At 40.8% G+C, this 25,280-nt stretch carries 32 protein-coding genes and 1 riboswitch; of the genes, 31 read left to right on the forward strand and 1 reads right to left on the reverse strand.

The features are described 5' to 3' along the window. The first annotated feature begins 4 nt into the window (after window positions 1–4). The 11 genes from eutL (at window position 5) to HCJ30_RS04710 (ending at window position 7,512) form a co-directional block, all read left to right on the forward strand. A complete protein-coding gene (eutL, locus tag HCJ30_RS04660; RefSeq protein WP_003721576.1) occupies window positions 5–658 on the forward strand; it encodes an ethanolamine utilization microcompartment protein EutL in 654 nt (217 codons plus the stop codon). Between the two features lie 14 nt (window positions 659–672). Next, window positions 673–1,194 carry a BMC domain-containing protein gene (locus HCJ30_RS04665; protein ID WP_185391160.1) on the forward strand — a complete coding sequence of 174 codons (522 nt, stop codon included), beginning with the start codon at window positions 673–675 and terminating at the stop codon, window positions 1,192–1,194. Further along, window positions 1,194–2,654, forward strand: a complete 1,461-nt coding sequence (locus HCJ30_RS04670; protein ID WP_185391161.1) for an acetaldehyde dehydrogenase (acetylating) — start codon at window positions 1,194–1,196, stop codon at window positions 2,652–2,654. The genes HCJ30_RS04665 and HCJ30_RS04670 overlap by 1 nt, the downstream gene beginning before the upstream one ends. 31 nt (window positions 2,655–2,685) lie before the next feature. Next, window positions 2,686–2,970: a BMC domain-containing protein gene (locus HCJ30_RS04675; protein WP_003719393.1), complete on the forward strand. Its 285-nt coding sequence runs from the start codon at window positions 2,686–2,688 to the stop codon at window positions 2,968–2,970. 165 nt (window positions 2,971–3,135) lie between these two features. Continuing rightward, window positions 3,136–3,891, forward strand: a complete 756-nt coding sequence (locus HCJ30_RS04680; protein WP_185391162.1) for a cobalamin adenosyltransferase family protein — start codon at window positions 3,136–3,138, stop codon at window positions 3,889–3,891. A 12-nt stretch (window positions 3,892–3,903) separates the two neighbouring features. Next, window positions 3,904–4,545, forward strand: coding sequence for an ethanolamine utilization phosphate acetyltransferase EutD (gene eutD, locus HCJ30_RS04685; protein WP_185391163.1), 642 nt, complete (start codon window positions 3,904–3,906; stop codon window positions 4,543–4,545). Then, complete coding sequence (locus tag HCJ30_RS04690; RefSeq protein WP_185391164.1) at window positions 4,542–5,114, forward strand: TIGR02536 family ethanolamine utilization protein; 573 nt, start codon at window positions 4,542–4,544, stop codon at window positions 5,112–5,114. The genes eutD and HCJ30_RS04690 overlap by 4 nt, the downstream gene beginning before the upstream one ends. 14 nt (window positions 5,115–5,128) lie before the next feature. Further along, window positions 5,129–5,398, forward strand: coding sequence for a EutN/CcmL family microcompartment protein (locus HCJ30_RS04695; RefSeq protein WP_003721582.1), 270 nt, complete (start codon window positions 5,129–5,131; stop codon window positions 5,396–5,398). After that, entirely contained in the window at window positions 5,391–5,936 is a 546-nt protein-coding gene (locus HCJ30_RS04700; RefSeq protein WP_003721583.1) for an ethanolamine utilization microcompartment shell protein, read from the forward strand. Before HCJ30_RS04695 ends, HCJ30_RS04700 begins: the two co-directional genes overlap by 8 nt. Before the next feature lie 15 nt (window positions 5,937–5,951). Beyond that, window positions 5,952–7,073 (forward strand): ethanolamine utilization protein EutH, encoded by a 1,122-nt coding sequence (eutH, locus tag HCJ30_RS04705; protein ID WP_185391165.1) that lies wholly within the window; start codon window positions 5,952–5,954, stop codon window positions 7,071–7,073. Next, a complete protein-coding gene (locus HCJ30_RS04710; protein WP_185391166.1) occupies window positions 7,066–7,512 on the forward strand; it encodes a EutQ-related cupin domain-containing protein in 447 nt (148 codons plus the stop codon). The genes eutH and HCJ30_RS04710 overlap by 8 nt, the downstream gene beginning before the upstream one ends. A gap of 40 nt (window positions 7,513–7,552) precedes the next feature. On the opposite strand, the gene HCJ30_RS04715 is transcribed toward HCJ30_RS04710, so the two are convergent. Beyond that, window positions 7,553–8,104, reverse strand: coding sequence for an AraC family transcriptional regulator (locus HCJ30_RS04715; RefSeq protein ID WP_185391167.1), 552 nt, complete (start codon window positions 8,102–8,104; stop codon window positions 7,553–7,555). 313 nt (window positions 8,105–8,417) lie between these two features. Here HCJ30_RS04715 and cblT point away from each other — a divergent pair, with 313 nt between their 5' ends. The 20 genes from cblT (at window position 8,418) to HCJ30_RS04815 (ending at window position 25,263) form a co-directional block, all read left to right on the forward strand. Continuing rightward, complete coding sequence (cblT, locus tag HCJ30_RS04720; protein WP_185391168.1) at window positions 8,418–8,912, forward strand: alpha-ribazole transporter; 495 nt, start codon at window positions 8,418–8,420, stop codon at window positions 8,910–8,912. Then, window positions 8,894–9,083, forward strand: a riboswitch (cobalamin riboswitch). Its footprint overlaps the gene before it by 19 nt. Before the next feature lie 161 nt (window positions 9,084–9,244). Further along, window positions 9,245–10,603, forward strand: coding sequence for a cobyrinic acid a,c-diamide synthase CobB (locus HCJ30_RS04725; RefSeq protein WP_185391169.1), 1,359 nt, complete (start codon window positions 9,245–9,247; stop codon window positions 10,601–10,603). Next, entirely contained in the window at window positions 10,600–11,547 is a 948-nt protein-coding gene (gene cbiB / locus HCJ30_RS04730; RefSeq protein ID WP_185391170.1) for an adenosylcobinamide-phosphate synthase CbiB, read from the forward strand. Before HCJ30_RS04725 ends, cbiB begins: the two co-directional genes overlap by 4 nt. Window positions 11,548–11,559: 12 nt before the next feature. After that, window positions 11,560–12,192 carry a cobalt-precorrin-8 methylmutase gene (locus HCJ30_RS04735; protein WP_008947555.1) on the forward strand — a complete coding sequence of 211 codons (633 nt, stop codon included), beginning with the start codon at window positions 11,560–11,562 and terminating at the stop codon, window positions 12,190–12,192. 15 nt (window positions 12,193–12,207) lie between these two features. After that, window positions 12,208–13,329, forward strand: coding sequence for a cobalt-precorrin-5B (C(1))-methyltransferase CbiD (cbiD, locus tag HCJ30_RS04740; protein ID WP_185391171.1), 1,122 nt, complete (start codon window positions 12,208–12,210; stop codon window positions 13,327–13,329). Beyond that, on the forward strand, window positions 13,326–13,922 hold the full coding sequence (locus HCJ30_RS04745) for a cobalt-precorrin-7 (C(5))-methyltransferase (RefSeq protein WP_185391172.1): 597 nt from the start codon (window positions 13,326–13,328) through the stop codon (window positions 13,920–13,922). The genes cbiD and HCJ30_RS04745 overlap by 4 nt, the downstream gene beginning before the upstream one ends. Beyond that, window positions 13,912–14,481, forward strand: a complete 570-nt coding sequence (locus tag HCJ30_RS04750; RefSeq protein ID WP_185391173.1) for a decarboxylating cobalt-precorrin-6B (C(15))-methyltransferase — start codon at window positions 13,912–13,914, stop codon at window positions 14,479–14,481. Before HCJ30_RS04745 ends, HCJ30_RS04750 begins: the two co-directional genes overlap by 11 nt. A gap of 5 nt (window positions 14,482–14,486) precedes the next feature. After that, window positions 14,487–15,236 carry a cobalt-precorrin-4 methyltransferase gene (locus HCJ30_RS04755; RefSeq protein WP_185391174.1) on the forward strand — a complete coding sequence of 250 codons (750 nt, stop codon included), beginning with the start codon at window positions 14,487–14,489 and terminating at the stop codon, window positions 15,234–15,236. Further along, on the forward strand, window positions 15,223–16,254 hold the full coding sequence (gene cbiG / locus HCJ30_RS04760; protein ID WP_185391175.1) for a cobalt-precorrin 5A hydrolase: 1,032 nt from the start codon (window positions 15,223–15,225) through the stop codon (window positions 16,252–16,254). Before HCJ30_RS04755 ends, cbiG begins: the two co-directional genes overlap by 14 nt. After that, entirely contained in the window at window positions 16,251–16,976 is a 726-nt protein-coding gene (gene cobJ, locus HCJ30_RS04765; protein ID WP_185391176.1) for a precorrin-3B C(17)-methyltransferase, read from the forward strand. The genes cbiG and cobJ overlap by 4 nt, the downstream gene beginning before the upstream one ends. Next, complete coding sequence (gene cobK, locus HCJ30_RS04770) at window positions 16,973–17,725, forward strand: precorrin-6A reductase (RefSeq protein ID WP_185391177.1); 753 nt, start codon at window positions 16,973–16,975, stop codon at window positions 17,723–17,725. Before cobJ ends, cobK begins: the two co-directional genes overlap by 4 nt. Then, window positions 17,725–19,206 carry a uroporphyrinogen-III C-methyltransferase gene (gene cobA, locus HCJ30_RS04775; protein WP_185391178.1) on the forward strand — a complete coding sequence of 494 codons (1,482 nt, stop codon included), beginning with the start codon at window positions 17,725–17,727 and terminating at the stop codon, window positions 19,204–19,206. Before cobK ends, cobA begins: the two co-directional genes overlap by 1 nt. Continuing rightward, window positions 19,203–19,988: a sirohydrochlorin cobaltochelatase gene (locus HCJ30_RS04780; RefSeq protein WP_185391179.1), complete on the forward strand. Its 786-nt coding sequence runs from the start codon at window positions 19,203–19,205 to the stop codon at window positions 19,986–19,988. The genes cobA and HCJ30_RS04780 overlap by 4 nt, the downstream gene beginning before the upstream one ends. Then, window positions 19,981–20,691: a cobalt-factor II C(20)-methyltransferase gene (locus HCJ30_RS04785; RefSeq protein WP_185391180.1), complete on the forward strand. Its 711-nt coding sequence runs from the start codon at window positions 19,981–19,983 to the stop codon at window positions 20,689–20,691. The genes HCJ30_RS04780 and HCJ30_RS04785 overlap by 8 nt, the downstream gene beginning before the upstream one ends. 80 nt (window positions 20,692–20,771) lie before the next feature. Next, complete coding sequence (locus HCJ30_RS04790) at window positions 20,772–21,422, forward strand: energy-coupling factor ABC transporter permease (protein ID WP_185391591.1); 651 nt, start codon at window positions 20,772–20,774, stop codon at window positions 21,420–21,422. Continuing rightward, window positions 21,419–21,715: an energy-coupling factor ABC transporter substrate-binding protein gene (locus tag HCJ30_RS04795; protein ID WP_185391181.1), complete on the forward strand. Its 297-nt coding sequence runs from the start codon at window positions 21,419–21,421 to the stop codon at window positions 21,713–21,715. The genes HCJ30_RS04790 and HCJ30_RS04795 overlap by 4 nt, the downstream gene beginning before the upstream one ends. Next, a complete protein-coding gene (locus tag HCJ30_RS04800) occupies window positions 21,702–22,379 on the forward strand; it encodes an energy-coupling factor ABC transporter transmembrane protein (protein ID WP_185391592.1) in 678 nt (225 codons plus the stop codon). Before HCJ30_RS04795 ends, HCJ30_RS04800 begins: the two co-directional genes overlap by 14 nt. Window positions 22,380–22,391: 12 nt before the next feature. After that, the gene (locus tag HCJ30_RS04805) at window positions 22,392–23,198 is read left to right on the forward strand and encodes an energy-coupling factor ABC transporter ATP-binding protein, CbiO family (protein ID WP_185391182.1); all 807 of its coding nucleotides are present in this window, start codon (window positions 22,392–22,394) and stop codon (window positions 23,196–23,198) included. Beyond that, window positions 23,198–24,733, forward strand: coding sequence for a cobyric acid synthase (locus HCJ30_RS04810; protein WP_185391183.1), 1,536 nt, complete (start codon window positions 23,198–23,200; stop codon window positions 24,731–24,733). Before HCJ30_RS04805 ends, HCJ30_RS04810 begins: the two co-directional genes overlap by 1 nt. Further along, window positions 24,697–25,263: a cob(I)yrinic acid a,c-diamide adenosyltransferase gene (locus tag HCJ30_RS04815; protein WP_185391184.1), complete on the forward strand. Its 567-nt coding sequence runs from the start codon at window positions 24,697–24,699 to the stop codon at window positions 25,261–25,263. The genes HCJ30_RS04810 and HCJ30_RS04815 overlap by 37 nt, the downstream gene beginning before the upstream one ends. The last annotated feature ends 17 nt before the right edge of the window (window positions 25,264–25,280 follow it).

The following is a 25,280-nucleotide window of genomic DNA, read 5'->3' on the forward strand; positions in this document are numbered from 1 at the left end:
CTTCATGAAAAATGATAAATTACCTGCATCCGTTTTAAGTGTCAAAGTTGTATCTAACGTAGACAACGGTCTATTTAAACAACTTGACTTAAAACCGCATCAAAGAAGCCTTGGTATTATTACATCTGATTGTGATGATGTAACTTACACAGCGCTTGACGAAGCAACAAAAGCAGCTGAAGTAGACGTTGTTTATGCGAAAAGTATGTATGCTGGTGCTGGAAATGCATCCACAAAATTCGCTGGTGAAGTTATCGGTATTATTGCCGGACCAAGCCCTGCGGAAGTAAAAAGTGGTCTTGCTGTAGCAGTAGATTTCATCGAAAATGGCGCTAGCTTTGTTAGTGCAAACGAAGATGATAGCGTACCTTACTTCGCACACTGTGTTTCAAGAACTGGTACATTCCTTTCTAAAGAAGCAAATGTTGCTGAAGGTGAAGCGATTGCTTACTTAATCGCCCCTCCACTTGAAGCGATGTATGCGTTAGACGCAGCGCTTAAAGCAGCAGACGTAACAATCGGAGCTTTCTACGGCCCACCGTCCGAAACAAACTTTGGCGGCGCACTTTTAACAGGTAGCCAATCTGCATGTAAAGCAGCTTGTGACGCCTTCAAAATGGCAGTAGAAAATGTGGCTGAAAATCCACTTCAATATTAAGGTGGTGCTAAAAGATGCCAAATGAAGCACTAGGTTTAATTGAAGTCACTGGTTTTCTTGGTGCCGTTGTTGCTGCTGATACATGTTTAAAAGCAGCAAATGTCGAGCTAATTCAATGCGAAGTCATTAGCGGCGGTTTAACAACGGTTGAATTAACTGGTGATGTAGGTGCAGTAAATGCAGCTATTGAAGCAGGGAAAGCAGCAACAGAAGACTTAGGTTGTTTAGTATCCAGCCATGTTATTGCAAGAATGAGCGAAGATACAAAAGCACTTTTTGTTCCTCAAGAAGAAGTTAAACCACAACCAAAAGAAGTCAAACAAGAAGAACCAAAAGAAGTAGTTCAAAAAGTCGTAGAAGTGAAAGCAAACACGAAAAGTGTTGAGAAAGAACTTCGCGCAATGAAAGTTATTGATCTAAGGAAACTTGCTTACACATTAGATAATGTGCCTATTCCAAAGAGCAAGATTAAATATGCGAACAAGGACAAACTTGTTCATGCACTAAAAGACATTTATGGAAGGAGTGAAAACTAGTGGCACTAGAAGATAAAGATTTACGCTCAATCCAAGAAGTTCGAAATCTTATTGCAACAGCAGACAAAGCACAAAAAGAACTTGCTGCAATGAGCCAACAACAAATTGATACAATTGTAAAAGCAATAGCGGATGCTGGTTATGATGCTCGCGAAAAACTCGCAAAAATGGCACATGAAGAAACTGGCTTTGGAATCTGGCAAGACAAAGTAATTAAAAACGTCTTTGCCTCGAAACACGTCTACAATTACATCAAAGATATGAAAACCATTGGTATGTTAAAAGAAGATAACGAAAATCAAGTAATGGAGGTTGCTGTTCCGCTAGGCGTAGTTGCAGGCTTAATCCCGTCAACAAACCCCACATCCACAGTGATTTACAAAACACTTATTTCCATCAAAGCCGGAAATAGTATCGTATTTTCTCCACATCCAAACGCACTAAAAGCAATTCTTGAAACAGTAAGAATTATTAGTGAAGCAGCAGAAAAAGCTGGTTGTCCGAAAGGCGCTATCAGCTGTATGACTGTTCCAACAATTCAAGGAACAGATCAACTAATGAAGCATAAAGATACAGCAGTTATCCTTGCAACAGGTGGTTCTGCAATGGTAAAAGCCGCTTATTCATCTGGTACTCCAGCAATTGGCGTAGGTCCAGGTAATGGCCCAGCATTTATCGAACGCAGTGCTAACATTCCTCGCGCAGTAAAACATATTCTTGATTCTAAAACATTCGATAACGGAACAATTTGCGCATCTGAGCAATCTGTCGTTGTTGAACGTGTGAATAAAGAAGCTGTTATTGCTGAATTTAGAAAACAAGGAGCTCACTTCTTGTCCGATGCAGAAGCTGTTCAACTTGGTAAATTCATTTTACGTCCAAATGGTTCGATGAATCCAGCAATCGTAGGTAAAAGCGTGCAACATATCGCTAACCTTGCTGGCCTAACAGTTCCAGCAGACGCAAGAGTACTTATCGCTGAAGAAACAAAAGTTGGCGCTAAAATCCCTTATTCAAGAGAAAAATTAGCTCCAATCTTGGCTTTCTACACAGCAGAAACTTGGCAAGAAGCTTGCGAACTTAGCATGGATATTCTTTATCATGAAGGAGCTGGACATACTTTAATCATCCACTCTGAAGATAAAGCAATCATCCGCGAATTCGCACTGAAAAAACCAGTTTCCCGTCTCTTAGTTAATACACCAGGAGCACTTGGCGGAATTGGCGCAACAACAAATCTTGTACCTGCTTTAACACTTGGTTGTGGGGCAGTTGGAGGAAGTTCATCATCTGATAATATCGGACCTGAAAATCTTTTCAACATTCGCCGCATCGCTACTGGCGTTTTGGAGTTAGAAGATATTCGTAAAGAAGAAAACCAAGCAACATCTGAACTTCCGGTTGATGCAGACGCACTGATCCAAAGTTTAGTAGAAAAAGTTTTAGCAGAATTAAAATAAAAAATAAAACACTAATTGGAGGAATTTTAAAATGGCAAACGCAAACGCATTAGGTATGATCGAAACAAAAGGTTTAGTAGGAGCAGTAGAAGCAGCAGACGCAATGGTGAAAGCAGCTAACGTAACACTTATGGGTAAAGAACAAGTTGGTGGCGGTCTAGTAACAGTTATGGTTCGCGGCGATGTTGGCGCAGTTAAAGCAGCAACAGATGCAGGCGCAGCAGCAGCAGAACGCGTTGGTGAATTACTATCTGTACACGTAATCCCACGTCCACACAGCGAAGTAGACGCAATTCTACCAAAAAGCGCTGAATAAGACGAATTTTTAACATAAATCAGGAAAAAGCGTGAGCGTAAGGCAAAAGGGTTCCATCAGACTCGGAAATTGCCCGAAACTTTCGCTTTTTACCAGATTTAAGCAAGACTAAGCTTCCCAACATTACTAACACCAATTGTAAATGGGACAAAAGGATGTGGTTCTTTGGCTATTTTGACAGAAGATGAGTTACGAAAAGCCTATTTACACACCGATTTAAAAACAACCAAAAAACTCGATATAAAAAAAGGCACGATTATCACACCTTCAGCTAAAAGTTTCTTGTCTGAAAAGAAAATCGACCTGCATTATATTGAAGAAATTGCTGAAACAAAAGTAGTAGTGGAACCAGTGAAAAAAGAAACTACTCGAGCAAAATTCCAAACGATTTATGGTGGAGCATTAGATGAGAAGCCAGAACATATGACGCATTTGCGTGGTAACTTGCTTGTATTTAAAGACCATCCACAAATCGCTTTCCGCGGAAAATTAGATACACTGGAAGCTGAGATTCTGGAAAGCCAATGTTCCGTCGCAGCTGAGTTTAAAGATCTTGCGGAAGATTTACAAGAAATCCTCACCTTTGTAAGAAATATTGTACGATCGGAAGTTTTAAACGAGCAAATCGAATCAGTGAACTTGCTTGGCATGGATGAAAAAGAACTGCGGGAACGTAGTCATAATCCAAAAAAATATTATCAAATGACACATTTTATGCCTGATTATACGATGGGTAATGCGGTCATTCGTTTAAACAAAATAAGAACGATGGTCCGTGAAACAGAATTAGCTGCATTTTTAGCATTTAAGGAAGCAGATTATTCCATTAAACGACCAGACATTATTCAAGCGCTTAACCGATTATCGAGTTTATTCTGGATACTGATGTTCCGCGTGAGAACAAATGAATATAAAAAGTAAGGAGGCTTATTCATGAATAATGAGTTAATAACAAGCCTTATTGAAGAAGTCACTCGCCGCGCGTTACTTGAAACTGGCATAGAAGTAGAAGCATCTGGCCGTCACGTCCATTTAGACCGTGAAACTGTCGATGCACTATTTGGTCCTGGGTATGAACTTACTCATTTCCGTGACCTATCTCAACCGGGTCAATATGTTTGTAAAGAAAGAATTAGCATCGTTGGACCAAAAAGCGTTATTCATAACGTTGTAATTTTAGGCCCAATCCGTAAGAAAACACAAGTAGAAATCAGTTCCACAGATGGTACGGCGCTTGGAATTAAAGCACCGGTTCGCGAAAGTGGAGACATAGCTGGAACACCAGGAATTTTACTTTTATCCGCAAAAAACAGCGTTCAATTATCTGAAGGACTTATTGTTGCTAAACGCCATATTCATATGACGCCTGCTGATGCAGAAAAACAACAAGTTACTCAAAGTGAAATTGTACAAGTGAAAATTAATGGTGACAGACCGCTAATTTTTGACGATGTTGTTGTTCGGATTAGCCCTGATTTCGCTACATATATGCACATTGATTATGACGAAGCCAACGCATGTGGTTTTAAAAAGGGAATTCGAGGTCAAATAATCAAGAAAACAAAGGCTAAATGAGTATGGAATTAGAAGCACTCATAAAAGCCGTCACTGAGGAAGTCATGAAACGATTACAACTTCCAGAAAAGAAAATGATTATCATGGGTCAAGATGCAGAACACACTCTCAGACAGTGTTATCTAAAAGAATATCAAGTTTCGCTTTATGATCGTTCTGAACGCGCTTGTGACATTTTACTACTGGAAGAATTGGACATCGCTGAATTAGCTCGAATCAGTTTGTTTGCACCGATGAACAAAAAAGAACAATTTATTACAGATCATCTTTTAGCAGGACGGCCTACTTGGATTATGAAGAGTGGCATCAAAGCACATGCTTACAAACGTTCCGCTAAATATGGTATCAGACAACTTTTTCAAGAGTACGAGGAGAAGCTGAGCCGATTTGGTGTCGAATTTATCGAAAGTCCGGTAAAAGATACGAAAATAAGCAAAGTTATCACCGAACAGGATGTTGAAAAACTGACTAAGAACAAAAGCGAATTCATTTTGCCTAAAGGAAGTTTCTTAACACCACTTGCAAAAGATTATTTACAGGAAAATCGAATAAGCATTAAAGAAAGTTAGGAAGGAAGAGCGTCATGCAAATTGGAAAAGTTACCGGGAGTTTATGGGCAACAAGAAAAGACGAAAAACTGAATGGTTTAAAACTACTATTAGTAGAGATTTGTACCGATGAAACGGAAGATGTAAGACATTCCATAGTGGCAGCTGATAATGCCGGAGCAGGAAACGGCGATCTTGTGCTCGTTACAACTGGTAGCGCAGCACGAGCATCTACTGGGGACAATACAATACCAGTGGACGCTTGTATCGTCGGCATTATCGACTCGGTAGAACGTTATGGCTGAACAGTCCTTAGGTATTCTTGAACTCAGGAGTATAAGTAAAGGTTACGAAATGGCCGATGTTTTCTTGAAAGCCGGCAATGTAACTTTATTTACTTTTCGTCCGACATGTCCTGGTAAATTTTTGATTATTTTGCAAGGCGCTTCCGGTGAACTTACTAGTGCGATGCAAGATGCAAAAGAAGAAGCTGGAAAATTTCATGTTTCTTCTTATATTTTGCATATGGCGCACGAAGAATTACTTGCTTTTCTAAACAATAAACACCCTAAAGTGGAAGTTGATGCAGTAGGAATTATCGAAATCAGTCAGCTCGGTGCTGGGCTAAACGCGGTCAATGAGGCGCTGAAAAAATCAGCTATTCATTTAAAACGGATGACGCTCGGTGCTTCGATTGGTGGAAAATTTGTCGCTGTTTTTACAGGGGAAGTTAGTGCTATTCAAGAAGGGATGCGGATTCTAATCGAAACCGCCGAACCAAAAAAGGTGATACATCATACGGTTATTCCTTCTCCTGATGAACTTTTAAAACGCTATCTATAGAATGGAGGAACACTTTTGAGCATTAATGAAATTATTATTTATTTAATGGTTATCTTTATGATTTTAGGAGCTATTGACAAAATTATCGGTAACAAATTTGGCTTAGGTGCACAATTTGAAGAAGGTATTATGGCAATGGGTTCACTAACACTAGCAATGGTCGGGATTATTACGTTAGCACCAGTTTTAGCGAAAATTTTAAGCCCGATTGTTGTACCAATTTATACGGCGCTTGGGGCTGACCCGGCAATGTTTGCAACAACGTTACTTGCGAATGACATGGGTGGTTTTGCGCTAGCTCAAGAACTTGCGCTAACTCCTGATGCTGGTCTTTTTGCGGGAGCGATTTTAGGTTCGATGATGGGACCAACAATCGTTTTCACTATTCCAGTAGCACTTGGAATTATTAACAAAAATGATCACAAATATTTAGCGACTGGTGTATTATCCGGTATTATTACTATTCCAATCGGTTGTTTAATCGGTGGACTTGTAGCTGGCTTCTCTCCAATTATGATTTTCAAAAACTTAGTACCAATTATTCTTGTAGCTGCTCTAATTATGTTAGGTCTTTGGTTCAAACCAGAAGGCATGATTAAAGGCTTCACTATTTTCGGTAAAGGCGTAGTAATTGTTGCTACTATCGGGCTAGTTGCTGGAGCTGTTCAACAATTAACTGGTTTAACTATTATTCCAGGAATTGCACCAATCGGCGAAGGTATTGAAATCGTTGGTGGTATTGCACTAGTTCTTGCAGGAGCTTTCTGTTTAGTATTCGTTATTACGAAACTTTTCAACAAGCCTCTTATGAAAATGGGTAAATTACTTGGTATGAATGAAGTTGCGGCAGCTGGTATGGTTGCTACACTTGCAAACAGTATCCCAATGCTACAAATGCTAAAAGATATGGATGAGCGCGGTAAAATTATTAACGTTGCTTTCGCAGTATCTGCGGCCTTTGTTTTAGGTGATCATCTAGGCTTTACAGCTGGTGTTGCTAAAGATATGATCTTCCCAATGATCGTCGGGAAATTAGTCGGAGGGGTAACTGCTGTTGGTGTTGGTATCTACATGGCTAACCGAATGATGAAAAAAAATAAAACAAAAGAACAAACGGCGGTGAAAGATAATGGCTGATATTAGTAAAGAGTTAATCGAACAACTAGTAAAACAAGTTATCATTGAAAAAATGGGCCAAAGTTCCAAACATGTTGATCCAAGCGGTATTATATCGATCAAACTTCCTGCAGTAAAAGTTTCAGAAGAAGATCGTTTAGATACAGGTAACCCGGGTGATGTTGTTTATACAAAAGACTTAGTAACACTAGAAGAAAGTAAACGTCTAGGTTTCGGTCTGATGGAAATGAAAGATACAACATTCGATTGGTTCTTGGATTATGATGAAGTAGATTACGTTATCGAAGGCAGACTAGATGTTGTCATTGATGGCAGAACTGTTTCAGCAGGACCAGGAGAAATTATTTTCATTCCTAAAGGTAGCAAAATCAAGTTTTCCGTTACTGGTGAAGCAAGATTTGTTTATGTTACTTATCCGGCTGATTGGCAGTCACAATAAAATAAAAAACGATTTCGGCTTAACGGCTGAAATCGTTTTTTTATTTTAAGGAATCGCGATATTCTTTTGGTGTCATATCGAATTCTTTTTTAAATACTTTGCAAAAATAGCTGGCTCTTGAGAAACCTAAGTTCTTGGCAATTGTATGCACTGCCCAGTCGCTTTTTTCTAATTGTTCTTTCGCATAGAGCATTTTTTGTTCATTGACGTAATTGATAAAATTAATATTCAATTCGTTTTTAAATAATTTACTTAAATAAAAGGGGCTTAAATAAACATAATTCGCTACTTCTTCTAGTGTGATAGAGCGGTGGATATTCTTTTTAATGTAACGAATGGCTTGTTTGATTTCTTTATGCTCGCCACCAGATTTACTTGCAGTAGCCGCTTCTTTTTTTGGTTGTTTTTGTTTTTCGTGCGCGGAGTAATAATCACTTAGCACATCCAGCACTTCGACCGTTTCAAGCGAATGAAGTAGGGCGGAATGATCTGGATTTTTCTTGTTAAAATCTTCATGAATTTGTTGCGTAAATTGATTTTCAACTTGCTTAGTCATGAGTGGTTGAATGTTGATAACTTTTTCTTTCTCCAAATGCAATTCCTCCTCCTATTCTACTTGCACTAATTATACCATAAAATCGCTTTAAATAACGTTTAATCCTGCATTTTAAATAGAACAATAAATTCTTTTTTATAACAAAATATTGTCATTTTCTTCGTTTGTAAAATAGAAATTGAGAAAAAGTTCACACTGGGGGCTATTTTTGCTGGATAAAACAGAAAAAATCAGATTTGAAAAGCTTGCACTATTTTGTTTTCGATGCTCTGAGTGACCTTGTACCAGTGGTTTAACAGGGATATAATGAAATGGAAATAACGCTTTCATGAGAGGGTGATCTTTTCAATTGAAGATTCAAAAATTAGTCTTATGTGCGATGTTGATTGCGATGTGTGTAATTGGCGCGAACATAAAATTAATGGGTTCTGTTGCATTTGACGCAGCTCCAGCATTTATTGGAACTTTGCTGCTTGGTCCGATGTACGGGGCAGTGCTCGGGATTTTCGGTCATTTAACATCAGCACTACTCGCGGGTTTTCCGCTCACACTACCGATTCATTTGATTGTCGCTGGAATGATGGGTGTAACGATGCTAGCTTATGGCTACACGCGCCAAAAACTAGCTGAAAAAAATCAAATTTTAGCAATTAGTGTATCGAGTGTTGTTGCTTTTATTTTTAATTGTCCGTTATCATTACTCGCACTTTATCCATTAATGCATCAAGCGGTATTTGTTTTATTTCCAGTTCTTGCAGTGGGAACGATTTGTAACATTTTAGTCGCAGAAATCGTTTACCAAGTATTGCCAGAACGCTGGAAAAGACGAATTGCCGGGTACTAAACAACTAAATAGGTGAATATATTAATCCGGGAAAGAGGTGAAAATCCTCTACAGGCCCTAGCTACTGTAATACGGACGAAAGCCAAACATATGTCACTGGAAGCAATTCCGGGAAGACTGGTGAGTAGGATGATGTTAAGTCAGGAGACCGCTTTTATATTCGATATCCAAAAACAACTTCTAAGGGAGCGAGTTGTCTTGATTAAGTAGATTTTCACGATGGGGAAGTTTCTTTGTGCTACAAGGAAATAGCTTATTTGCGTAAATCTCAAAAAGACGCCAAAGTTCTGTTTGGCGTCTTTTTTTATGGCTAAATGGAAAGGTGAAAAGAGATGAACAAAATCTTAATTGCGGCTGCATCAAGTGGCGCTGGCAAAACAACAGTCACGCTTGGAATTATGCATGCGCTTAAAAAAAGAGGCTTAGGAGTTCAACCATTTAAAGTAGGACCAGATTATATTGATACGAATTACCATCAAGCGATAACTGGCGTAGCATCGATTAATTTAGATAGTTTTCTGATTGATGATGATGCGCTGCTCGCTGCTCTTTTTGAAAAGCACGGGGAATCGGCTGATATTTCGGTGATTGAAGGTGTAATGGGGTTGTTTGATGGGCTTGGGATTGATCGGGATAATGCGAGCACGTCCTTTATTGCCAAATGTACGAAAACACCGGTGATTTTAGTTGTAGACGGTAAAGCGATTTCGACTTCCGCGGCGGCGATTGTGGATGGTTTTAACCGTTTTGATCCAGAGCTAAAAATTGCTGGCGTGATTATTAATCGAGTTGCTTCAGAAAATCATTTTTCATTGATAAAAGGGGCGATTGAGCGCTATACGGATGTGCCGGTTCTAGGATATTTGCCGAAAAATGTGGCGGTAGCACTTCCGGAACGGCATCTGGGCTTGGTACCACAAGAGGAAATGACGGAATTAGAAGCAAAATGGGAGTTGCTTGGCGATTTGATTGCTGAACATGTTGATTTGGATCAGTTGTTGGAAATAAGCAAGTCTGGTGAAGATTTGGTCGGAGAGTCACAGGATATCACGCTACCGGACTTTTCTGGGCTTCGAGTTGCTTATGCGCTCGATGCGGCATTCCATTTTTATTATCAAGATAATTTAGAACTGATTCGTTCGACTGGGGCAATGCTTATTCCGTTCAGTCCACTGGAAGATAAGGAAGTTCCAAAAGCTGATTTTATCTATATTGGTGGCGGTTTTCCGGAGGTATTTGCGGACCGACTTGCAAAGAATAGCACGATGCGAAAATCGATTTTGGCGGCACATGAAAAAGGCATTCCAATTTATGCGGAGTGTGGTGGTTTGATGTATCTTGGTTCAGCGCTTGAAATGAACGATGCGCAATATGAAATGGTCGGCGTTTTTTCTGGGATTAGTAAGATGACAACGCGACTTCGGAAGTTTGGGTACTGCACGGCGGAACCATTGGAAGACACGTTGATTGGTAAAAAAGGGACGGCGATTCGCGGCCATGAATTCCATCATTCCGTTTTTGAAACGACCGAAACGCCTTGTTTGCAGCTTTCGAAAAAACGAGACGGCGAAATAGTGAAAGCATGGCAAGGTGGCTATCAGAAAGGTAATACGTTCGCGAGTTATTTACATATTCATTTTTATCAAAATCCAGCCATTTTAATGCAGATGTTTGGGGCGGCGAGACGATGACATTACTATTTTATACGGCAGCTTTCATTTTAGATTGCTTACTAGGTGACCCTTACAGCTGGCCGCATCCTATCAAAGCAATTGGGAATTGGATTCACTTTTTAACTACTGTGTTGCGGAAAATTTTTCATGGAAAGGGATTGTATTTTGCGGGCGGATTATTATTTGTTCTCACGGTTGGCGCAACGGGTATTGCATCATGGCTCGTCCTTTACCTTAGTGCAAAAATTGCTTTTTGGCTTTATGCAGCTGTTTTCATTTACTTAGGTTATACGACGCTTGCGATGACTTGCCTTGCGAAAGAAGCGCGGAAAATAGCGCGGACACTGGCAGATGGAGATTTGGCTGCTGCTAGGGTGCAAGTTGGAATGATAGTTGGTCGCGATACAGATAAATTATCCGCAGAAGAAATTAGTAAAGCGACAATCGAAACGGTGGCTGAAAATACGGCAGACGGTGTAATTGCACCACTTTTTTACTTGTTCATCGGTGGACCAGTGCTTGCTTTGATGTATAAGGCAGTCAATACGCTGGATTCGATGGTCGGTTATAAAAATGAAAAATATCGCGCGATTGGTTTTGTTTCCGCGAAAATGGATGACATCGCCAATTTTATTCCAGCAAGATTATCTTGGTTTTTCCTCGTTATTGCGAGTTTTATTTTAAGGTATGATGGGCGTGCGGCTTGGGTGATAGGGCTGCGGGACCGGAAAAATCATACGAGTCCTAATTGTGCTTATCCGGAAGGCGCAGTAGCCGGAGCGCTCGGGATTACGCTTGGTGGCACGCATGAATATTTTGGTGAAACAGTTGTCAAGCCAACAATCGGCAGCGGAACTAAACCAGTGACACAAACAGAAATTAGCCAAACAATTTACTTATTATATGCGGCATCAACTATCGCATTTATCATTTTTGCAAGTATCTATCTAATACTATTTTAAAGGAGTGGCACAATGAACTACATTAAAAATCCAGCCAAAATTGAAGAGAAAAGCTTTGAAATTATTCAACAAATTATTGACGATATTCGTCCAGACTATACGTTTCAAAACAAACTAGAGGAAGCGATTATCAAGCGTGCCATACATACGACAGCAGATTTTGATTACTTGGATAGCCTTGTATTTCAACAGGATGTTATCGCAAAAATTATTCATGTTCTCCAAAATAAAGGAACAATTTTCACTGATACTAATATGGCGCTAAGTGGTATTAACAAGCGGCTTTTAGATGAACTTGGTTGTAAATATCATTGTTATGTGAGCGATCCAGAAACAATGGAAATTGCTAAACAGCACGGAATTACGCGCTCGATGGCCGGGATTAAACTTGCTTCGCTCAAAGATGGACCGAAAATTTTTGTTCTAGGAAATGCCCCAACTGCGGTGTATAAAATTATCGAAATGACGGAAAGTGGCCAGTTACAAGCAGATGCGGTCGTGGCAGTTCCTGTTGGTTTTGTTGGAGCAGCTGAATGTAAAGAAGAAATTTTGGAAACAGATATCCCAGCAATTGTGGCTCGTGGTAGAAAAGGTGGTAGTAACCTTGCTGCAGCCATCATTAATGCAATCTTGATTACGATGTAAAGAAGGCGACGAGCGATGGAAGATTTTATTTATTACAACGGCAAAAAGTATCGCAAAGGCTACACGACTGGGACTTGTGCGGCAGCCGCGGCTAAAGCTTGTGTCGAAATGATGTTAACGCAAGAAGAAGTGAGCGCAGTACAAGTTACGACGACCGGCGGAACCATCCTTGAAATCCCTGTAGCCCATCAACAATTTTCCAAAAATAAAGCTACCGCTGCGGTTCAAAAAGATGGCGGAGACGATATTGATGCGACACACGGAATGTGGATTTTTGTGGATGTGGAATTAACGGATAGCATAGAAGTTGTGCTGGACGGCGGTGTTGGCATCGGTCGCGCCACGCAAAAAGGAATTTCTGTAGCAGTTGGTGAAGCGGCGATTAACCCGGCACCACGGAAAAATATTTTAGCTACTGTGCGTGAATCACTTGGCGAAAATCGTGGTGCAAACATTTTAGTTTATGCCCCGGAAGGCGAAGAGCGCGCCAAACGCACGATGAACAGCAATTTAGGCATCATCGGCGGAATTTCTATTTTAGGAACGACCGGCATTGTTACCCCAATGTCAGATGAAGGCTGGAAAAAATCGCTATCGATGGAACTTGAAATGAAACGTAATCAAGGGCTTGACCAAATTATTCTCGTTCCCGGTAATTATGGCGATGATTTTGTCCAAAATACACTTGGCTTTTCAAGTGATAATATCGTTTCGATGAGTAATTTTGTTGGTTATATGTTAAAAGAAACGCAGCGCCTCGCTTTCAAAAAAGTGCTGATGGTCGGTCATTTTGGCAAATTGGTGAAAGTTTCTGCGGGGATTTTCACGACTTATAGCAAGGATGCGGATGCGCGGGCGGAAATCTTAGTGGCGAATTTAGCTTTACTCGGCGCGCCGTTATCACTTTTACAAGAAGTAGAGCAGTGCAATACGACAGAAGCGGCAGGCGAATTGATTGAAACAGCTGGTTACACGCAAGTTTATGACGTTATCGCGCAAAAAATCAAAGCAAGATCAGAGCGCTTTTTGAAATTCACGAAACCAAGCGTGGAAATTGATGTTGTCACTTTTTCGACCGAGCGCGGTTTACTTGCTGCAACGAAAGACATTGAAGTACTTCGGGAGGAATGGCGATGATTACCGTAGTTGGAATTGGACCAGGTGATACCAAACTATTAATCAATGAGGCAAAATTGGCGATAAGCACAGCGGATATAGTATACGGCTCAACAAGGCAATTACAAGAAATTGCTGCATTAACAACTGCAACGCCAAAGCTTTTACCAAAAAAACTGGCTGAGTTGAAAAATATCCCTCATCAAAATCAACAGGTAGTGATTTTAGCATCAGGTGATCCACTGCTTTACGGAATTGGTAACTGGGCGATGGCGAATTTTGCGGAAGATGTTCGGATTATCCCGGGAATTAGTGCGATTCAAATGATGTTTCACCAAATCAAATTACCAATGAATGATTGTTTTATTACGAGCAGTCATGGCAAAACGCCAAATTTTGATTTTCTATTACAACATGAAAAAGTTGCAATGGTGACAGATACAATTATCGGTCCATATGAAATTGCAGCAGAAATTTTAAAACGAAACTTAAACAAAATGATGTTTATTGGTGAAAATTTAAGCGCTAAAGAAGAACGAATTCACAAGTTAAAGCCCGAAGATGTGGCAAAAAAATACGATATGAATGTAGTGGTGATTATAGATGAAGGATGAAGTATTTATTCGCGGAAAAGTGCCAATGACAAAAGCAGAAGTCCGAGCGGCGAGCATTGATTTGCTTAGTTTAGACGATACGAGTAAAAATTTCCTTGATGTTGGCGCGGGAACAGGGAGCGTTGGCTTGCAAGTAGCTTGTAATTTCCCACAAATCCACGTTACTGCGATTGAGCGAAACCCAGATGCTGTCGATTTAATTAAACAAAATCAAGCTAAGTTTGGTTTAGAGAATGTCAATGTCATCGAAGCTTATGCGCCAATCGAATTGCCTGAAACCGAAACTTTCGATGCAATTTTTATAGGCGGAAGTGGCGGCAATTTAACCGATATTATTGATTGGTCACTCGCACATTTGAACGTGGGTGGCAGTTTAGTTCTTAATTTTATTTTGTTAGAAAATGCGTTAACAGCGATGAACCATTTAGAAAAAATAACCGTGAGCGAATTAACGATGAAACAAATTCAAGTTTCGAATTGGCATAAACTTGGGGCAGGGCATTACTTTGAACCACAAAATCCAACCATCATTATTGGCTGTAAAAAACTAGAGGAGTGAAGAAAATGGCAGAAGTACATTTCGTCGGAGCAGGACCTGGAGATAAAGAATTAATCACATTAAAAGGATATCAATTATTAAAAGATGCGGATGTCGTTATTTATGCTGGATCTCTCGTGAATCCAGAGTTGCTGGAATATTGTAAGCCCGACTGCGAAATCCATAATAGTGCGAGCATGAACTTAATCGAAATTATTGACTGCATGGAAGCCGGCGTAACAGCTGGGAAAGAAGTTGTTCGTTTGCAAACAGGTGACTTCTCTATTTATGGATCGATTCGTGAGCAAGTTGAGGAAATGAAAAAACGTTCGATTCCATTTACTTGTACGCCAGGTGTAAGTTCATTCCTCGGTGCGGCGAGTAGTTTTGGCGTCGAATATACGGTTCCAGAAGTTAGCCAAAGTGTGATTATTACGCGAATGGCTGGCAGAACACCGGTGCCGTCGCGCGAATCTCTTAGATCATACGCCGCGCACCAAACATCGATGGTTATTTTCTTATCCGTTCAAGGCATTCGAAAAGTCGTTTCCGAATTAATCAAAGGTGGCTATAAACCAGAGACTCCGGCGGCCGTTATTTATAAAGCAACTTGGGCGGAAGAAAAGAAAGTAACGGGAACTTTAGCCGATATCGCGGAAAAAGTGACCGAAGCTGGCATTACGAAAACGGCATTAATTATGGTTGGTGATTTCCTTGGAGAAGAATTTTACTATTCCAAGCTATACGACAAGGATTTCAAACATGAGTACAGATAAAATCGCGATAATTGCTGTCACTGAACGTGGTCGTGATTTAGCAATAACCTTAGCGGAAACAGTATCCGCGACAATTTTTGTACCAGAAAAACATCGAAATGAACAGACGCACGCTTTATTGCCTGATTTTGGCACGGCGATGCGGCGGATTTTCAACGACTATCAAGCCTTAATTTGTATAATGGCGACCGGAATTGCCGTTCGAACGCTGGCTCCAGTGATAGAAGATAAACTTTCAGATCCAGCAGTACTCGTCATGGATGAATATGGCCAATTTATCATTAGTTTACTTTCCGGTCATGTTGGTGGAGCGAATGCGTTAACCGAAGAAATTGCTACAATAACAGGCGGTGTGGCAGTTATTACAACCGCTACTGACCGAGCAAATGTAGCTGCGATTGATAATATCGCTAAACAATTAGACGGTTATTTGCCTGATTTTAAAGCAACAACGAAACGTATTAATGGCTTACTCGCAGCGGGAAAAGAAGTCGGTTTGCACGTAGATGAGCCGTTTGAAGTTGATACGCGAGGTTTTACTAACAAAGAAGTGAGTCCGCAAATTTTCATTTCAACTAAAAATAATTTACCAACCGCAAAAATAGAACGAATCCAGCTAGTGCCTAGGCAATTTATTCTCGGAGTCGGCTGTCGAAAAGGCATTTCAGCGGAAACAATCGATACCGTATTTACACATTTTTGTGAACAAGAAAACATACATCCGCGAGCATTTCGCGCAATTCATAGCATTACACTCAAAGCGGAAGAACCAGCAATTCTACATTTAGCGGAACAGTGGGGCATCGAGTTTATCGTTCATTCAGCGGAAGAATTGCAAACAGTCGCTGGGAAATACCCAACGTCCGCATTTGTTCAAAAAACCGTACAAGTAGGAAATGTCGCCTTATCATCAGCAGATATTGGTAGTAATGGAAACGTGATTACGAGCCGATTTGCCGAAAATGGCGTGACATTCGCAGCAGGAAAATTAATTAAAAACAGTGAGGTGGCAAAATGATTTATGTAATCGGAATTGGCCCAGGAGACAAACGTTTAATGACTGGCGAAGCACTGCAAGCAATAGAAGATGCAGACGTTATCGTTGGTTATGTAACCTATATCAAACTAATCAAAGAGCTAATTAAAGATAAAGAAGTAGTGAAAACGGGGATGCGCCGTGAAATCGATCGCTGCCAAGAAGCCGTAAATATCGCATTAACAGGCAAAAAAGTGGCTGTTGTTTCCAGTGGTGATGCTGGGATTTACGGGATGGCTGGTTTGGTTTTAGAACTGGCAGAAAAAAGTGATCCCAACCTAGAAGTCAAAGTAATCCCGGGAATTACCGCAAGTATTGGAGCGGCCGCAGTTCTCGGCGCGCCAATCATGCACGATTTTTGCCATATTAGTTTAAGCGATTTAATGACGCCGTGGGAAGTCATCGAAAAACGTTTAACGCATGCGGCAATGGCTGATTTTGTCGTTTGCTTTTACAACCCACGAAGTAAAGGTCGCGCGAACCATTTAGCGAACGCTTTTCAAAAAATGATGGAACATAAATCAGGAGATACGGTTGTTGGTATCGTCAAAGATGTTGGTCGCAAAGAAGAACGGAAAATTATTACAACAATGCGTGATATTGATTATGAACTAGTAGATATGACAACGATGGTCATTGTAGGTAACAAAGAAACCTACGTGAAAAATGGCAAAATGATCACACCACGAGGCTACTCTCTATGATTTTCGTACTTGGCGGGACTTCGGATAGCTTGATCATTAGTGATTGGCTAACGGAAACAAAGCAAGCCTTCATCCTCTCTGTCGCAACAGATTACGGAGAAATTTTAGCTAATCAGCACGCCGAAAACGTATTTTGCGGCAGATTATCGAAAGAAGCAATGCTTGAAAAATGGCACGGTGAAAAGGTTCATCTTGTCATTGATGCGACCCATCCATTCGCGACCATCGTTTCTGAAACCGCAATGGATGCATGCAAAGAAGCGAACATTCCTTATATTCGTTTCGAACGCACAAGCGAACAAACGGACAACACTTATTTAGTCAATGATATCAACGAAGCCTGCACAGTCGCAGCAAAATTAGGACAACGTATTTTCCTGACAACTGGCAGCAAAAATTTACCGGAATTTGTGAAAGGTCTAAAACAACAACATATCATCGCCCGTATTTTACCTGTATCTGACGTGATTCGTTCAGCAGAAGAACTCGGACTCGTTGCCGACCAAATCATCGGCATGAAAGGACCGTTCACGACAGAAGCAAACCGAACACAATTAGAAATGACTGGGGCAGATGTTTTAATCACCAAAGAAAGCGGCAAACAAGGCGGCTTCCAAGAAAAACTTACGGCAGCAGCAGAACTAAATATTCCCGTCATTGTCATTCGCCGCAAAAAATTAAATTATCCAATCGAAATAAATCATTTAACCGAACTACCAGAAATTTTAACTCAATTGGAGGTCTACTAATGGGAAAAGTCATGTTAATTGGCGCAGGTCCAGGAGATGCACAACTGCTCACCGTGAAAGGACTAGCTGCCCTGCAAAAGGCGGATGTTATCGTCTATGATCGCCTCGTGGAACCAGCAATGCTTCAAGAACGAAAAGCTAGCTGTAAACTAATTTATGTCGGAAAAGAACCATTACACCATCCAATTCCCCAAGATGAAATCGAGCAAATACTTGTAAGAGAAGCTGCGACGAATGAGCTAGTTGTTCGTTTAAAAGCAGGCGACCCGTATGTGTTTGGTCGCGGTGGGGAAGAAGGAGAAACACTTTACAAAGCTGGAATCCCGTTTGAAGTTATCCCGGGAATCACCTCAGCTATCGGAGGTCTTGCCTACGCCGGAATTCCAGTCACACATCGTGATTTTGCTTCAAGTTTCCACGTGATTACCGGGCATTTGAAAAAAGGGCGCGATCCACTCGATTGGGAAGCACTTGCGCGACTTGAAGGTACGCTCGTTTTTCTGATGGGAATGACAAATTTGCCTAATATTTGCGCGAATCTACTTGAAAATGGTCGCAAAGCAGAAACGGGTGTTGCCATTGTGCAATGGGCATCGCGCGGCAAACAATTAACCGTTACAGGGAACTTACAAACCATCGAGCAAAAAGTGGCCGAATCCGGGATTTCCTCCCCAGCGCTTATCGTTGTTGGTGATGTGGTGAGCTTACGACCACAATTGAACTTTTTTGAAGAAATGCCACTTTTCCATACGAAAGTGTTACTCCCGAGAGCACGCGCCGGAAAAAGTATGCTCGCGGAACAAATTCGCGATTTAGGCGGAGAAGTAACCATGTATCCCAATATTCAAGTATTGGATAAGACGCCAACGAAAACGAAAGAAGCGTTGTGCAAGGTAAGCGAATTACTTTTCACCTCCAAAGAAGCCGTAGAACGATTTTTTGACTATTTAGCAACACTTGATTTAGATATTCGTTCGTTAAAAAACACCCATCTAACTGCTATCGGCAAGCAAACAAAAGAAGCATTTAACGAAAAAGGAATTATTCCAGATAGCTTTATTAAGAGGCGGAGCACGGAATTGATTTTAGAGCATCTAGCACGATTCCAAAACAATGCGAGCAACTTAATTATTGGAAGCGTGGTTGATACAGCGGAAGTTAGTGCGATTTTATCTGAAGTGGGAGCACTCGAAATGATGCCACTATACGATATGCGCCCAGTGACCGAGCGCCCATTTGACCTCGCAAGCTTTGAGCAAGTTTGTTTCTCTAGTTCACGTTCCGTCCAAAACCTACTTGATGTACTAACAACCGAAGAAAAAGCCATTTTACAAACGAAAACGATTTTATCCATTGGAAGATTCACAAGCGCAACCTTGCAATCATTCGGCATTACCAATTTTATAGAAGCCGAAGCAGCCACACCAGAGAGCTTAATCGAACTAATCCAAAAAACAAAAGTAGAAGGAGTACCGCAATGAAAAAAGCTATTTTAGTCGTTAGTTTTGGTACTAGTTATCCCGAAACAAGAGAAAAAACCATAGAAGCGTGCGAAAAACGCGTAGCTCAAGAATTCCCAGATTACACGGTATTTCGCGCATTTACCTCTAATAAAATTATAAAAAAACTAAAAACACGCGACAATATGCATATCAACACACCAAGCCAAGCCCTAAACCAACTAAAAGAATTAGGCTATAAAGAAGTCATCATTCAGTCACTACATATTATTAGCGGTGGTGAATTTGAAAAAATCACTGCTCAAGTGGAAAAATTCAAGCCTGACTTTGACTCCATCATCGTTAGCCAACCGCTGCTTGATTCGAAGGAAGATTACGAAAAAGCGATCGAAGCGATTCGTCACCAAATGCCTCCTTTGAAAGAACAAGAAGCGTTAATTCTTATGGGCCACGGATCGAAACACCATGCTTTCAGCGCCTATGCTTGCCTTGACCACATGCTATTAAATGAACCAATCTATCTTTGTGCCGTAGAAAGTTATCCTGGGTTGGATCAAGTAATTGAACGATTGCAACAAGCCAAAATCAAGAAAGCCCATTTAATGCCATTTATGCTCGTAGCAGGAGATCATGCGACGAACGATATGGCCTCTGATGACGATGATTCTTGGAAAAGTACGCTAGAACAAGCCGGCATCCAAACCGAATGCCACTTACAAGGTTTAGGTGAGAACGAACTCATCCAAGCCCAATTTATCGAACATATCCACACAGCAATAGAGAGGGTGAATGCACGTGGCTAAGTTTTACGGCATTGGCACAGGACCAGGCGATAGCAACCTAGTCACAATGGAAGCCGCAGAACGCCTTGGAAAGTTAGCGATTCTCTACACCCCCCAACCGAAAAAAGGCGGCGAAAGTTTAGCCAAGAAAATCGTCGGTCCATATTTAAAAGATACGCTAATCGTCAAAGAACGCCATTTTCCAATGAGTTATAACAAAGAGGAAAAAATGCTGGCGTGGAAGGCGATTGCGGAAGAAGTTAAAAGAGATGTACAAAATGGACATGACGTTGGCTTCATCACGCTAGGAGATCCAATGATTTACAGCACCTACAGCTATTTGCTAGAACTGCTAAAAGGGGAAATTGAAACCGTCACGCTAGCCGGTATTTCCTCCTTCTCTAATATCGCCTCTAAAATTGAATTACCGCTTGTAATGGATGAGGAAAGTTTTGCCGTCATCCCCGTAACAGCAGGCGCTGAAAAAATCGAACAAGCGCTCACATTATTTGATACTGTTGTTTTCATGAAAGCAGCAAGCAATTTGCCCCTTCTTACGACATTACTAAAAAAACTGAATTTGCTTGATGCAGCAGTTGTAGTAAGCGATGTTGCCATGGCGACAGAAAAAATCACTTATGGCATGCAAGACATAAATCCAGAAGATAAAATGTCATACTTTACCACGATTATCGTGAAAAAAAGAAGGGAGCAATACAAATGAAAAAATTATGGAAGTTTCTACCATTCGTTTTAATTGGCGTTATTTATTTTACTTTAACAAACCCAGAATCCGCACACGCAATGCATATTATGGAGGGTTTTTTACCAGTTAAATGGGCGGTTTTTTGGCTAATTGTTTTTATCCCGTTCTTAGTTCTCGGTTTAATGCGCATTCGTAAATTAATTGCCCTAGATAAAAATAATAAATTACTATTAGCATTATGCGCGGCCTTTATCTTTGTACTTTCGGCACTCAAAATCCCATCAGTTACAGGATCTTGTTCTCATCCGACTGGTGTTGGTCTTGCAACCGTTATGTTTGGCCCACTCGTTGTCAGCGTGCTAGGTGTGATTGTCTTGCTTTTCCAAGCGTTACTACTTGCGCACGGCGGCATTACAACTCTTGGTGCAAACGCAATGTCAATGGCTGTAATCGGCCCAATGGTCGGTTTCGTCGTGTACAAATTAGCTCGTAAATTAAACTGCAATAAAAGTGTTTCGATTTTCCTTTGTGCGATGACAGCTGACTTGGCAACCTATCTCACCACCAGCGTCCAACTTGGAGTCGTTTTCCCAGATCCAGCATCCGGCATGATGGCTTCCATCCTAAAATTCATGGCGATTTTCTGTGTAACACAAGTTCCAATCGCAATTGCAGAAGGCTTACTAACCGTAGTAATGTACAATCTTATTAGCAAAAATTTACCAGAAAAGGTGGCACAATTACGATGAAAAAACTAAATATCAATGTGATTTTAATTTTATTAGTAATTTTGTTAATGGTAAGCCCATTTTTCTTCAATAAAACGGGCGAATACGGCGGTTCGGACGGAGAAGCAGAAGCAGAAATTACTAAAATCGATCCAAGCTATGAACCATGGTTTGAACCACTATATGAACCAAAAAGTGGCGAAATTGAAAGTTTACTATTTACGCTGCAAGGCTGTATCGGAACGGGAATTATCGCATATGTCATTGGCGTGAGTCGTGGCAAGCGGAAAGCCGAAGCCGATGTTAACCATTGATAAATACGCGTACCAAAACCGGTGGATTGCTTTTTCCCCATCAGCAAAAGCGTTATTTTATGTGGCGATTTTAATACTTGCGTTAACCGGACCCGTGCTCGCCCAAGCGATACTATTTGTATGCATGGTACCACTGACGCTCTATGTCGTAAAAATTCACTTTAAACAATATTTGAAATGGCTCCTTTTACCATTTTCATTTCTGCTTTTTAGTTTACTTTCAATTCTTATTTCGATTTCAAAAGATCCAAGCAGTTTTCTCGCTTCGATTTCGATTGGCAGCTTTTATCTCGGGATTTCTGATGTGACGATTACGACGGCGACACAAGTTTTTTTCCGAAGTATCGCTTGTTTAGCGGCAACCTATTTTTTCGTCTTAACCGTTCCCGTGGTACAATTAACAAAAGTAATGAAGCGGATTTTTATCCCCAAAGTACTGATTGAACTTACGATTTTAATTTATCGTTTTATCTTTATTTTCATAGAAGAAGCGGCGGCGATTCGAAAAGCACAGAGCCTTCGTTTCGGGTATCACGGCATAAAAAATAGTTATCGTTCATTCGGAATGCTCGTCAATACGTTATTCAATCGTGTCATGAAAAGATATAATGAAATGGTTGTAACACTTGATGTGAAGCTATATCAAGGAGAATTTCATATCTAGGAGGAAGCCAATTTGCTTAAAACAGAACATATTTCATTCCAATACGAAGATGGCAAACAAGCCTTAACGGATGTTTCAATTGATTTAGAAAAAGGCAATATTATCGGCCTTATTGGTGCGAATGGCTCCGGAAAATCGACCCTTTTTATGCAGCTACTAGGCATTAACAAGCCAACTTCTGGCAAAGTTTATTTTGATGGAAAACCACTTGCTTACAATAAAAAAGCATTATTTGCTTTGCGAAAAAAAGTGAGCATCGTTTTCCAAGATCCCGATCAGCAAATTTTTTATTCCAATGTTCGTGACGATGTGGCTTTTGCACTTAGAAATTTAGGCGTGAGCGAAAGTGAAGTGGAGTCGCGCGTGACGAATGTGCTTGAGATTGTTGGTGCAACGGAATTTCAACATAAACCAGTCCAATATTTAAGTTATGGCCAAAAAAAACGTGTCGCGATTGCCGGAGCTCTTGTTCTTGACACAGATTGGTTACTGCTAGATGAACCAACAGCTGGCCTCGATCCCATCGGTAAAAAAATCATGATGGAAATTATCGAACGTCTGGCAAATCAAGGGAAAAAGATCCTTATTTCAAGCCATGATATCGATTTAATTTATGAAATATGCGATTACGTCTATATGTTAAAAGAAGGAACTGTTCTCACAAACGGGGAAACGAGCCATGTTTTCTTAGAGAAAGAAAGTATCGAACAAGCTGGTTTGGTTCAGCCGTGGTTAATCAAATTGCACCAACAAGCTGGCTACCCACTATTCAAAAAAGAAGCCGATTTTTTCGCGCACACAGGGAAGGTGACTAAATAATGGTACAGCAAATAATGATTCAAGGCACCGCTTCTGATGCGGGAAAAAGCGTGCTCGTTGCGGGTTTATGCCGCCTATTCAAAAATAAAGGCAAGCGGGTCGTTCCGTTTAAATCGCAAAATATGTCGCTAAATTCTTTTATTACAGCGACAGGGGACGAAATGGGGCGCGCACAAGTGTTTCAAGCAGAAGCAGCTGGCGTTTTTCCCGATGTCAGGATGAATCCGGTATTACTTAAACCGACCAATGATCGCCAGTCGCAAGTCATTTTTATGGGCTCGATTTTAGACAATATGGATGCCGTGACGTACCACGATTTCAAACAAACACTTATTCCAAAAATCCAAGCAGTTTACCAGAGTTTGGCGGATGAAAATGATATCATTGTACTAGAAGGCGCCGGAAGCCCAGCCGAAATCAATTTAAACGACCGTGATATCGTGAATATGGGCATGGCAAAAATGGTCGATGCGCCCGTCGTGTTAGTAGCGGATATCGACAAAGGTGGCGTGTTTGCTTCGATTTATGGCACAATCATGCTCTTAAAAGAAGAAGAACGGGCTCGGCTCAAAGGGGTTATCATCAATAAATTCCGAGGCGATGTGGCGCTTTTACAACCGGGCATTGATATGATTGAGGAACTGACGAGTGTCCCAGTTATCGGTGTGATCCCATATGCCAATCTACAATTAGAAGAAGAGGACAGCGTGTCACTTAGTGGGAAAAATTACATGGCAGATAGCTCGGCTTTGCTTGATATCGCAATTATTTGTTTACCACGTATATCGAATTTCACAGATTTTCATATTCTAGAAATTCAACCTGACATAAGCGTGCGCTACATTCGAAACCTAGCTGATTTTGGAACCCCTGATTTAGTAATCATTCCCGGCAGTAAAAATACACTGGAAGATATGGCTTTTCTCGAAGAATCCGGTCTTAAAAAAGCAATTCAAAACTTCGCTAAAAATGCCGGAAAAGTTATTGGAATCTGCGGTGGCTATCAAATGCTCGGTCAAAAAATGCTCGATCCAAATCAAGTGGAAAGCAAACAACTCGAAATTGCTGGACTAGGTTTATTAGACACCGAAACCATTTTTCTCGACCAAAAACGCACTACCCAAATTACTGGCGTGACACTTTCCGGTGAACCGGTGGAAGGCTACGAAATCCATATGGGTCAAACAACGCGCGGTGAGAATACCAACCCATTTTGCGAAATTAAAGCAGTGAACGGTAACCAAGAAACCCACCAAGATGGCGCCATTTCCGCCAATAAAAATATCATCGGCACATACATCCACGGTATTTTCGATAACGATATTTTCCTAGGCAATCTATTCAATGAGCTGCTGAAAAACAAAAATAAGCCCTTTTACCCACATGAAATCATTAAACTAAAAGAACACAAAGAACAAGAATACGACAAATTAGCGGCACTTTTAGAAGCAAATATTCAAATGGACCAGCTAGAAAAAATCATGAAAGGAGAAAAAATATGCGTATCTACACAAAAACCGGCGATAAAGGAATGACAAGAATTATTGGGGGTAGCAAAGTAAGCAAGGACAATATCCGAATTGATGCATATGGCACTTTGGATGAACTTAATTCGCTAATTGGCTACACGATTACAACCCTTGGAAACGAACCAGAAATCCAAGCCGAGCTCGAACAAATTCAACAACAATTATTTGATGCAGGAGGAGACCTTGCAACCGAAGAAGGAAAGCGCGCGTACAAGCTAACGAGCGAGCCTGTTGCATGGCTAGAAGACCGAATTGATATCTACGCCGATGAACCACCAGAAATCGAAAAATTCATCTTACCAGGCGGAACACAAGCAGCTTCATTACTGCACATGGCTAGAACCGTAACAAGAAGAGCCGAACGCGAAATTGTCGGCATGCTAAAAATCGCTTCCAGCAACGAAGAAGTGTTAAAATACGTCAATCGCTTATCCGATTACTTTTTCGCTGTTGCCAGAGTCGTCAATTACCGTGCTGGCGAAACAGATATTTTCTACAAAAATTCCGAACTCGTTTTCCGTAATAAAAAGAAATAACAAAAAACCTCTCCAGA

This window comes from Listeria cossartiae subsp. cossartiae (assembly GCF_014224155.1).
GTDB lineage: Bacteria > Bacillota > Bacilli > Lactobacillales > Listeriaceae > Listeria > Listeria cossartiae.

Bases quoted from the DNA above. Each gene is read 5' to 3' on its own strand.
- HCJ30_RS04725 (WP_185391169.1), top strand. From the start codon at position 9,245: ATGAACAAAATCTTAATTGCGGCTGCATCAAGTGGCGCTGGCAAAACA.
- HCJ30_RS04755 (WP_185391174.1), top strand. From the start codon at position 14,487: ATGGCAGAAGTACATTTCGTCGGAGCAGGACCTGGAGATAAAGAATTA.
- HCJ30_RS04675 (WP_003719393.1), top strand. From the start codon at position 2,686: ATGGCAAACGCAAACGCATTAGGTATGATCGAAACAAAAGGTTTAGTA.
- HCJ30_RS04695 (WP_003721582.1), top strand. From the start codon at position 5,129: ATGCAAATTGGAAAAGTTACCGGGAGTTTATGGGCAACAAGAAAAGAC.
- HCJ30_RS04795 (WP_185391181.1), top strand. From the start codon at position 21,419: ATGAAAAAACTAAATATCAATGTGATTTTAATTTTATTAGTAATTTTG.
- HCJ30_RS04700 (WP_003721583.1), top strand. From the start codon at position 5,391: ATGGCTGAACAGTCCTTAGGTATTCTTGAACTCAGGAGTATAAGTAAA.
- HCJ30_RS04735 (WP_008947555.1), top strand. From the start codon at position 11,560: ATGAACTACATTAAAAATCCAGCCAAAATTGAAGAGAAAAGCTTTGAA.
- cobK (WP_185391177.1), top strand. From the start codon at position 16,973: ATGATTTTCGTACTTGGCGGGACTTCGGATAGCTTGATCATTAGTGAT.
- cbiG (WP_185391175.1), top strand. From the start codon at position 15,223: ATGAGTACAGATAAAATCGCGATAATTGCTGTCACTGAACGTGGTCGT.
- HCJ30_RS04665 (WP_185391160.1), top strand. From the start codon at position 673: ATGCCAAATGAAGCACTAGGTTTAATTGAAGTCACTGGTTTTCTTGGT.
- eutL (WP_003721576.1), top strand. From the start codon at position 5: ATGAAAAATGATAAATTACCTGCATCCGTTTTAAGTGTCAAAGTTGTA.
- cobA (WP_185391178.1), top strand. From the start codon at position 17,725: ATGGGAAAAGTCATGTTAATTGGCGCAGGTCCAGGAGATGCACAACTG.
- HCJ30_RS04780 (WP_185391179.1), top strand. From the start codon at position 19,203: ATGAAAAAAGCTATTTTAGTCGTTAGTTTTGGTACTAGTTATCCCGAA.
- HCJ30_RS04750 (WP_185391173.1), top strand. From the start codon at position 13,912: ATGAAGGATGAAGTATTTATTCGCGGAAAAGTGCCAATGACAAAAGCA.
- cbiB (WP_185391170.1), top strand. From the start codon at position 10,600: ATGACATTACTATTTTATACGGCAGCTTTCATTTTAGATTGCTTACTA.
- cbiD (WP_185391171.1), top strand. From the start codon at position 12,208: ATGGAAGATTTTATTTATTACAACGGCAAAAAGTATCGCAAAGGCTAC.
- cobJ (WP_185391176.1), top strand. From the start codon at position 16,251: ATGATTTATGTAATCGGAATTGGCCCAGGAGACAAACGTTTAATGACT.
- eutD (WP_185391163.1), top strand. From the start codon at position 3,904: ATGAATAATGAGTTAATAACAAGCCTTATTGAAGAAGTCACTCGCCGC.
- HCJ30_RS04810 (WP_185391183.1), top strand. From the start codon at position 23,198: ATGGTACAGCAAATAATGATTCAAGGCACCGCTTCTGATGCGGGAAAA.
- HCJ30_RS04800 (WP_185391592.1), top strand. From the start codon at position 21,702: ATGTTAACCATTGATAAATACGCGTACCAAAACCGGTGGATTGCTTTT.
- HCJ30_RS04745 (WP_185391172.1), top strand. From the start codon at position 13,326: ATGATTACCGTAGTTGGAATTGGACCAGGTGATACCAAACTATTAATC.
- HCJ30_RS04790 (WP_185391591.1), top strand. From the start codon at position 20,772: ATGCATATTATGGAGGGTTTTTTACCAGTTAAATGGGCGGTTTTTTGG.
- HCJ30_RS04710 (WP_185391166.1), top strand. From the start codon at position 7,066: ATGGCTGATATTAGTAAAGAGTTAATCGAACAACTAGTAAAACAAGTT.
- HCJ30_RS04690 (WP_185391164.1), top strand. From the start codon at position 4,542: ATGAGTATGGAATTAGAAGCACTCATAAAAGCCGTCACTGAGGAAGTC.
- HCJ30_RS04815 (WP_185391184.1), top strand. From the start codon at position 24,697: ATGCGTATCTACACAAAAACCGGCGATAAAGGAATGACAAGAATTATT.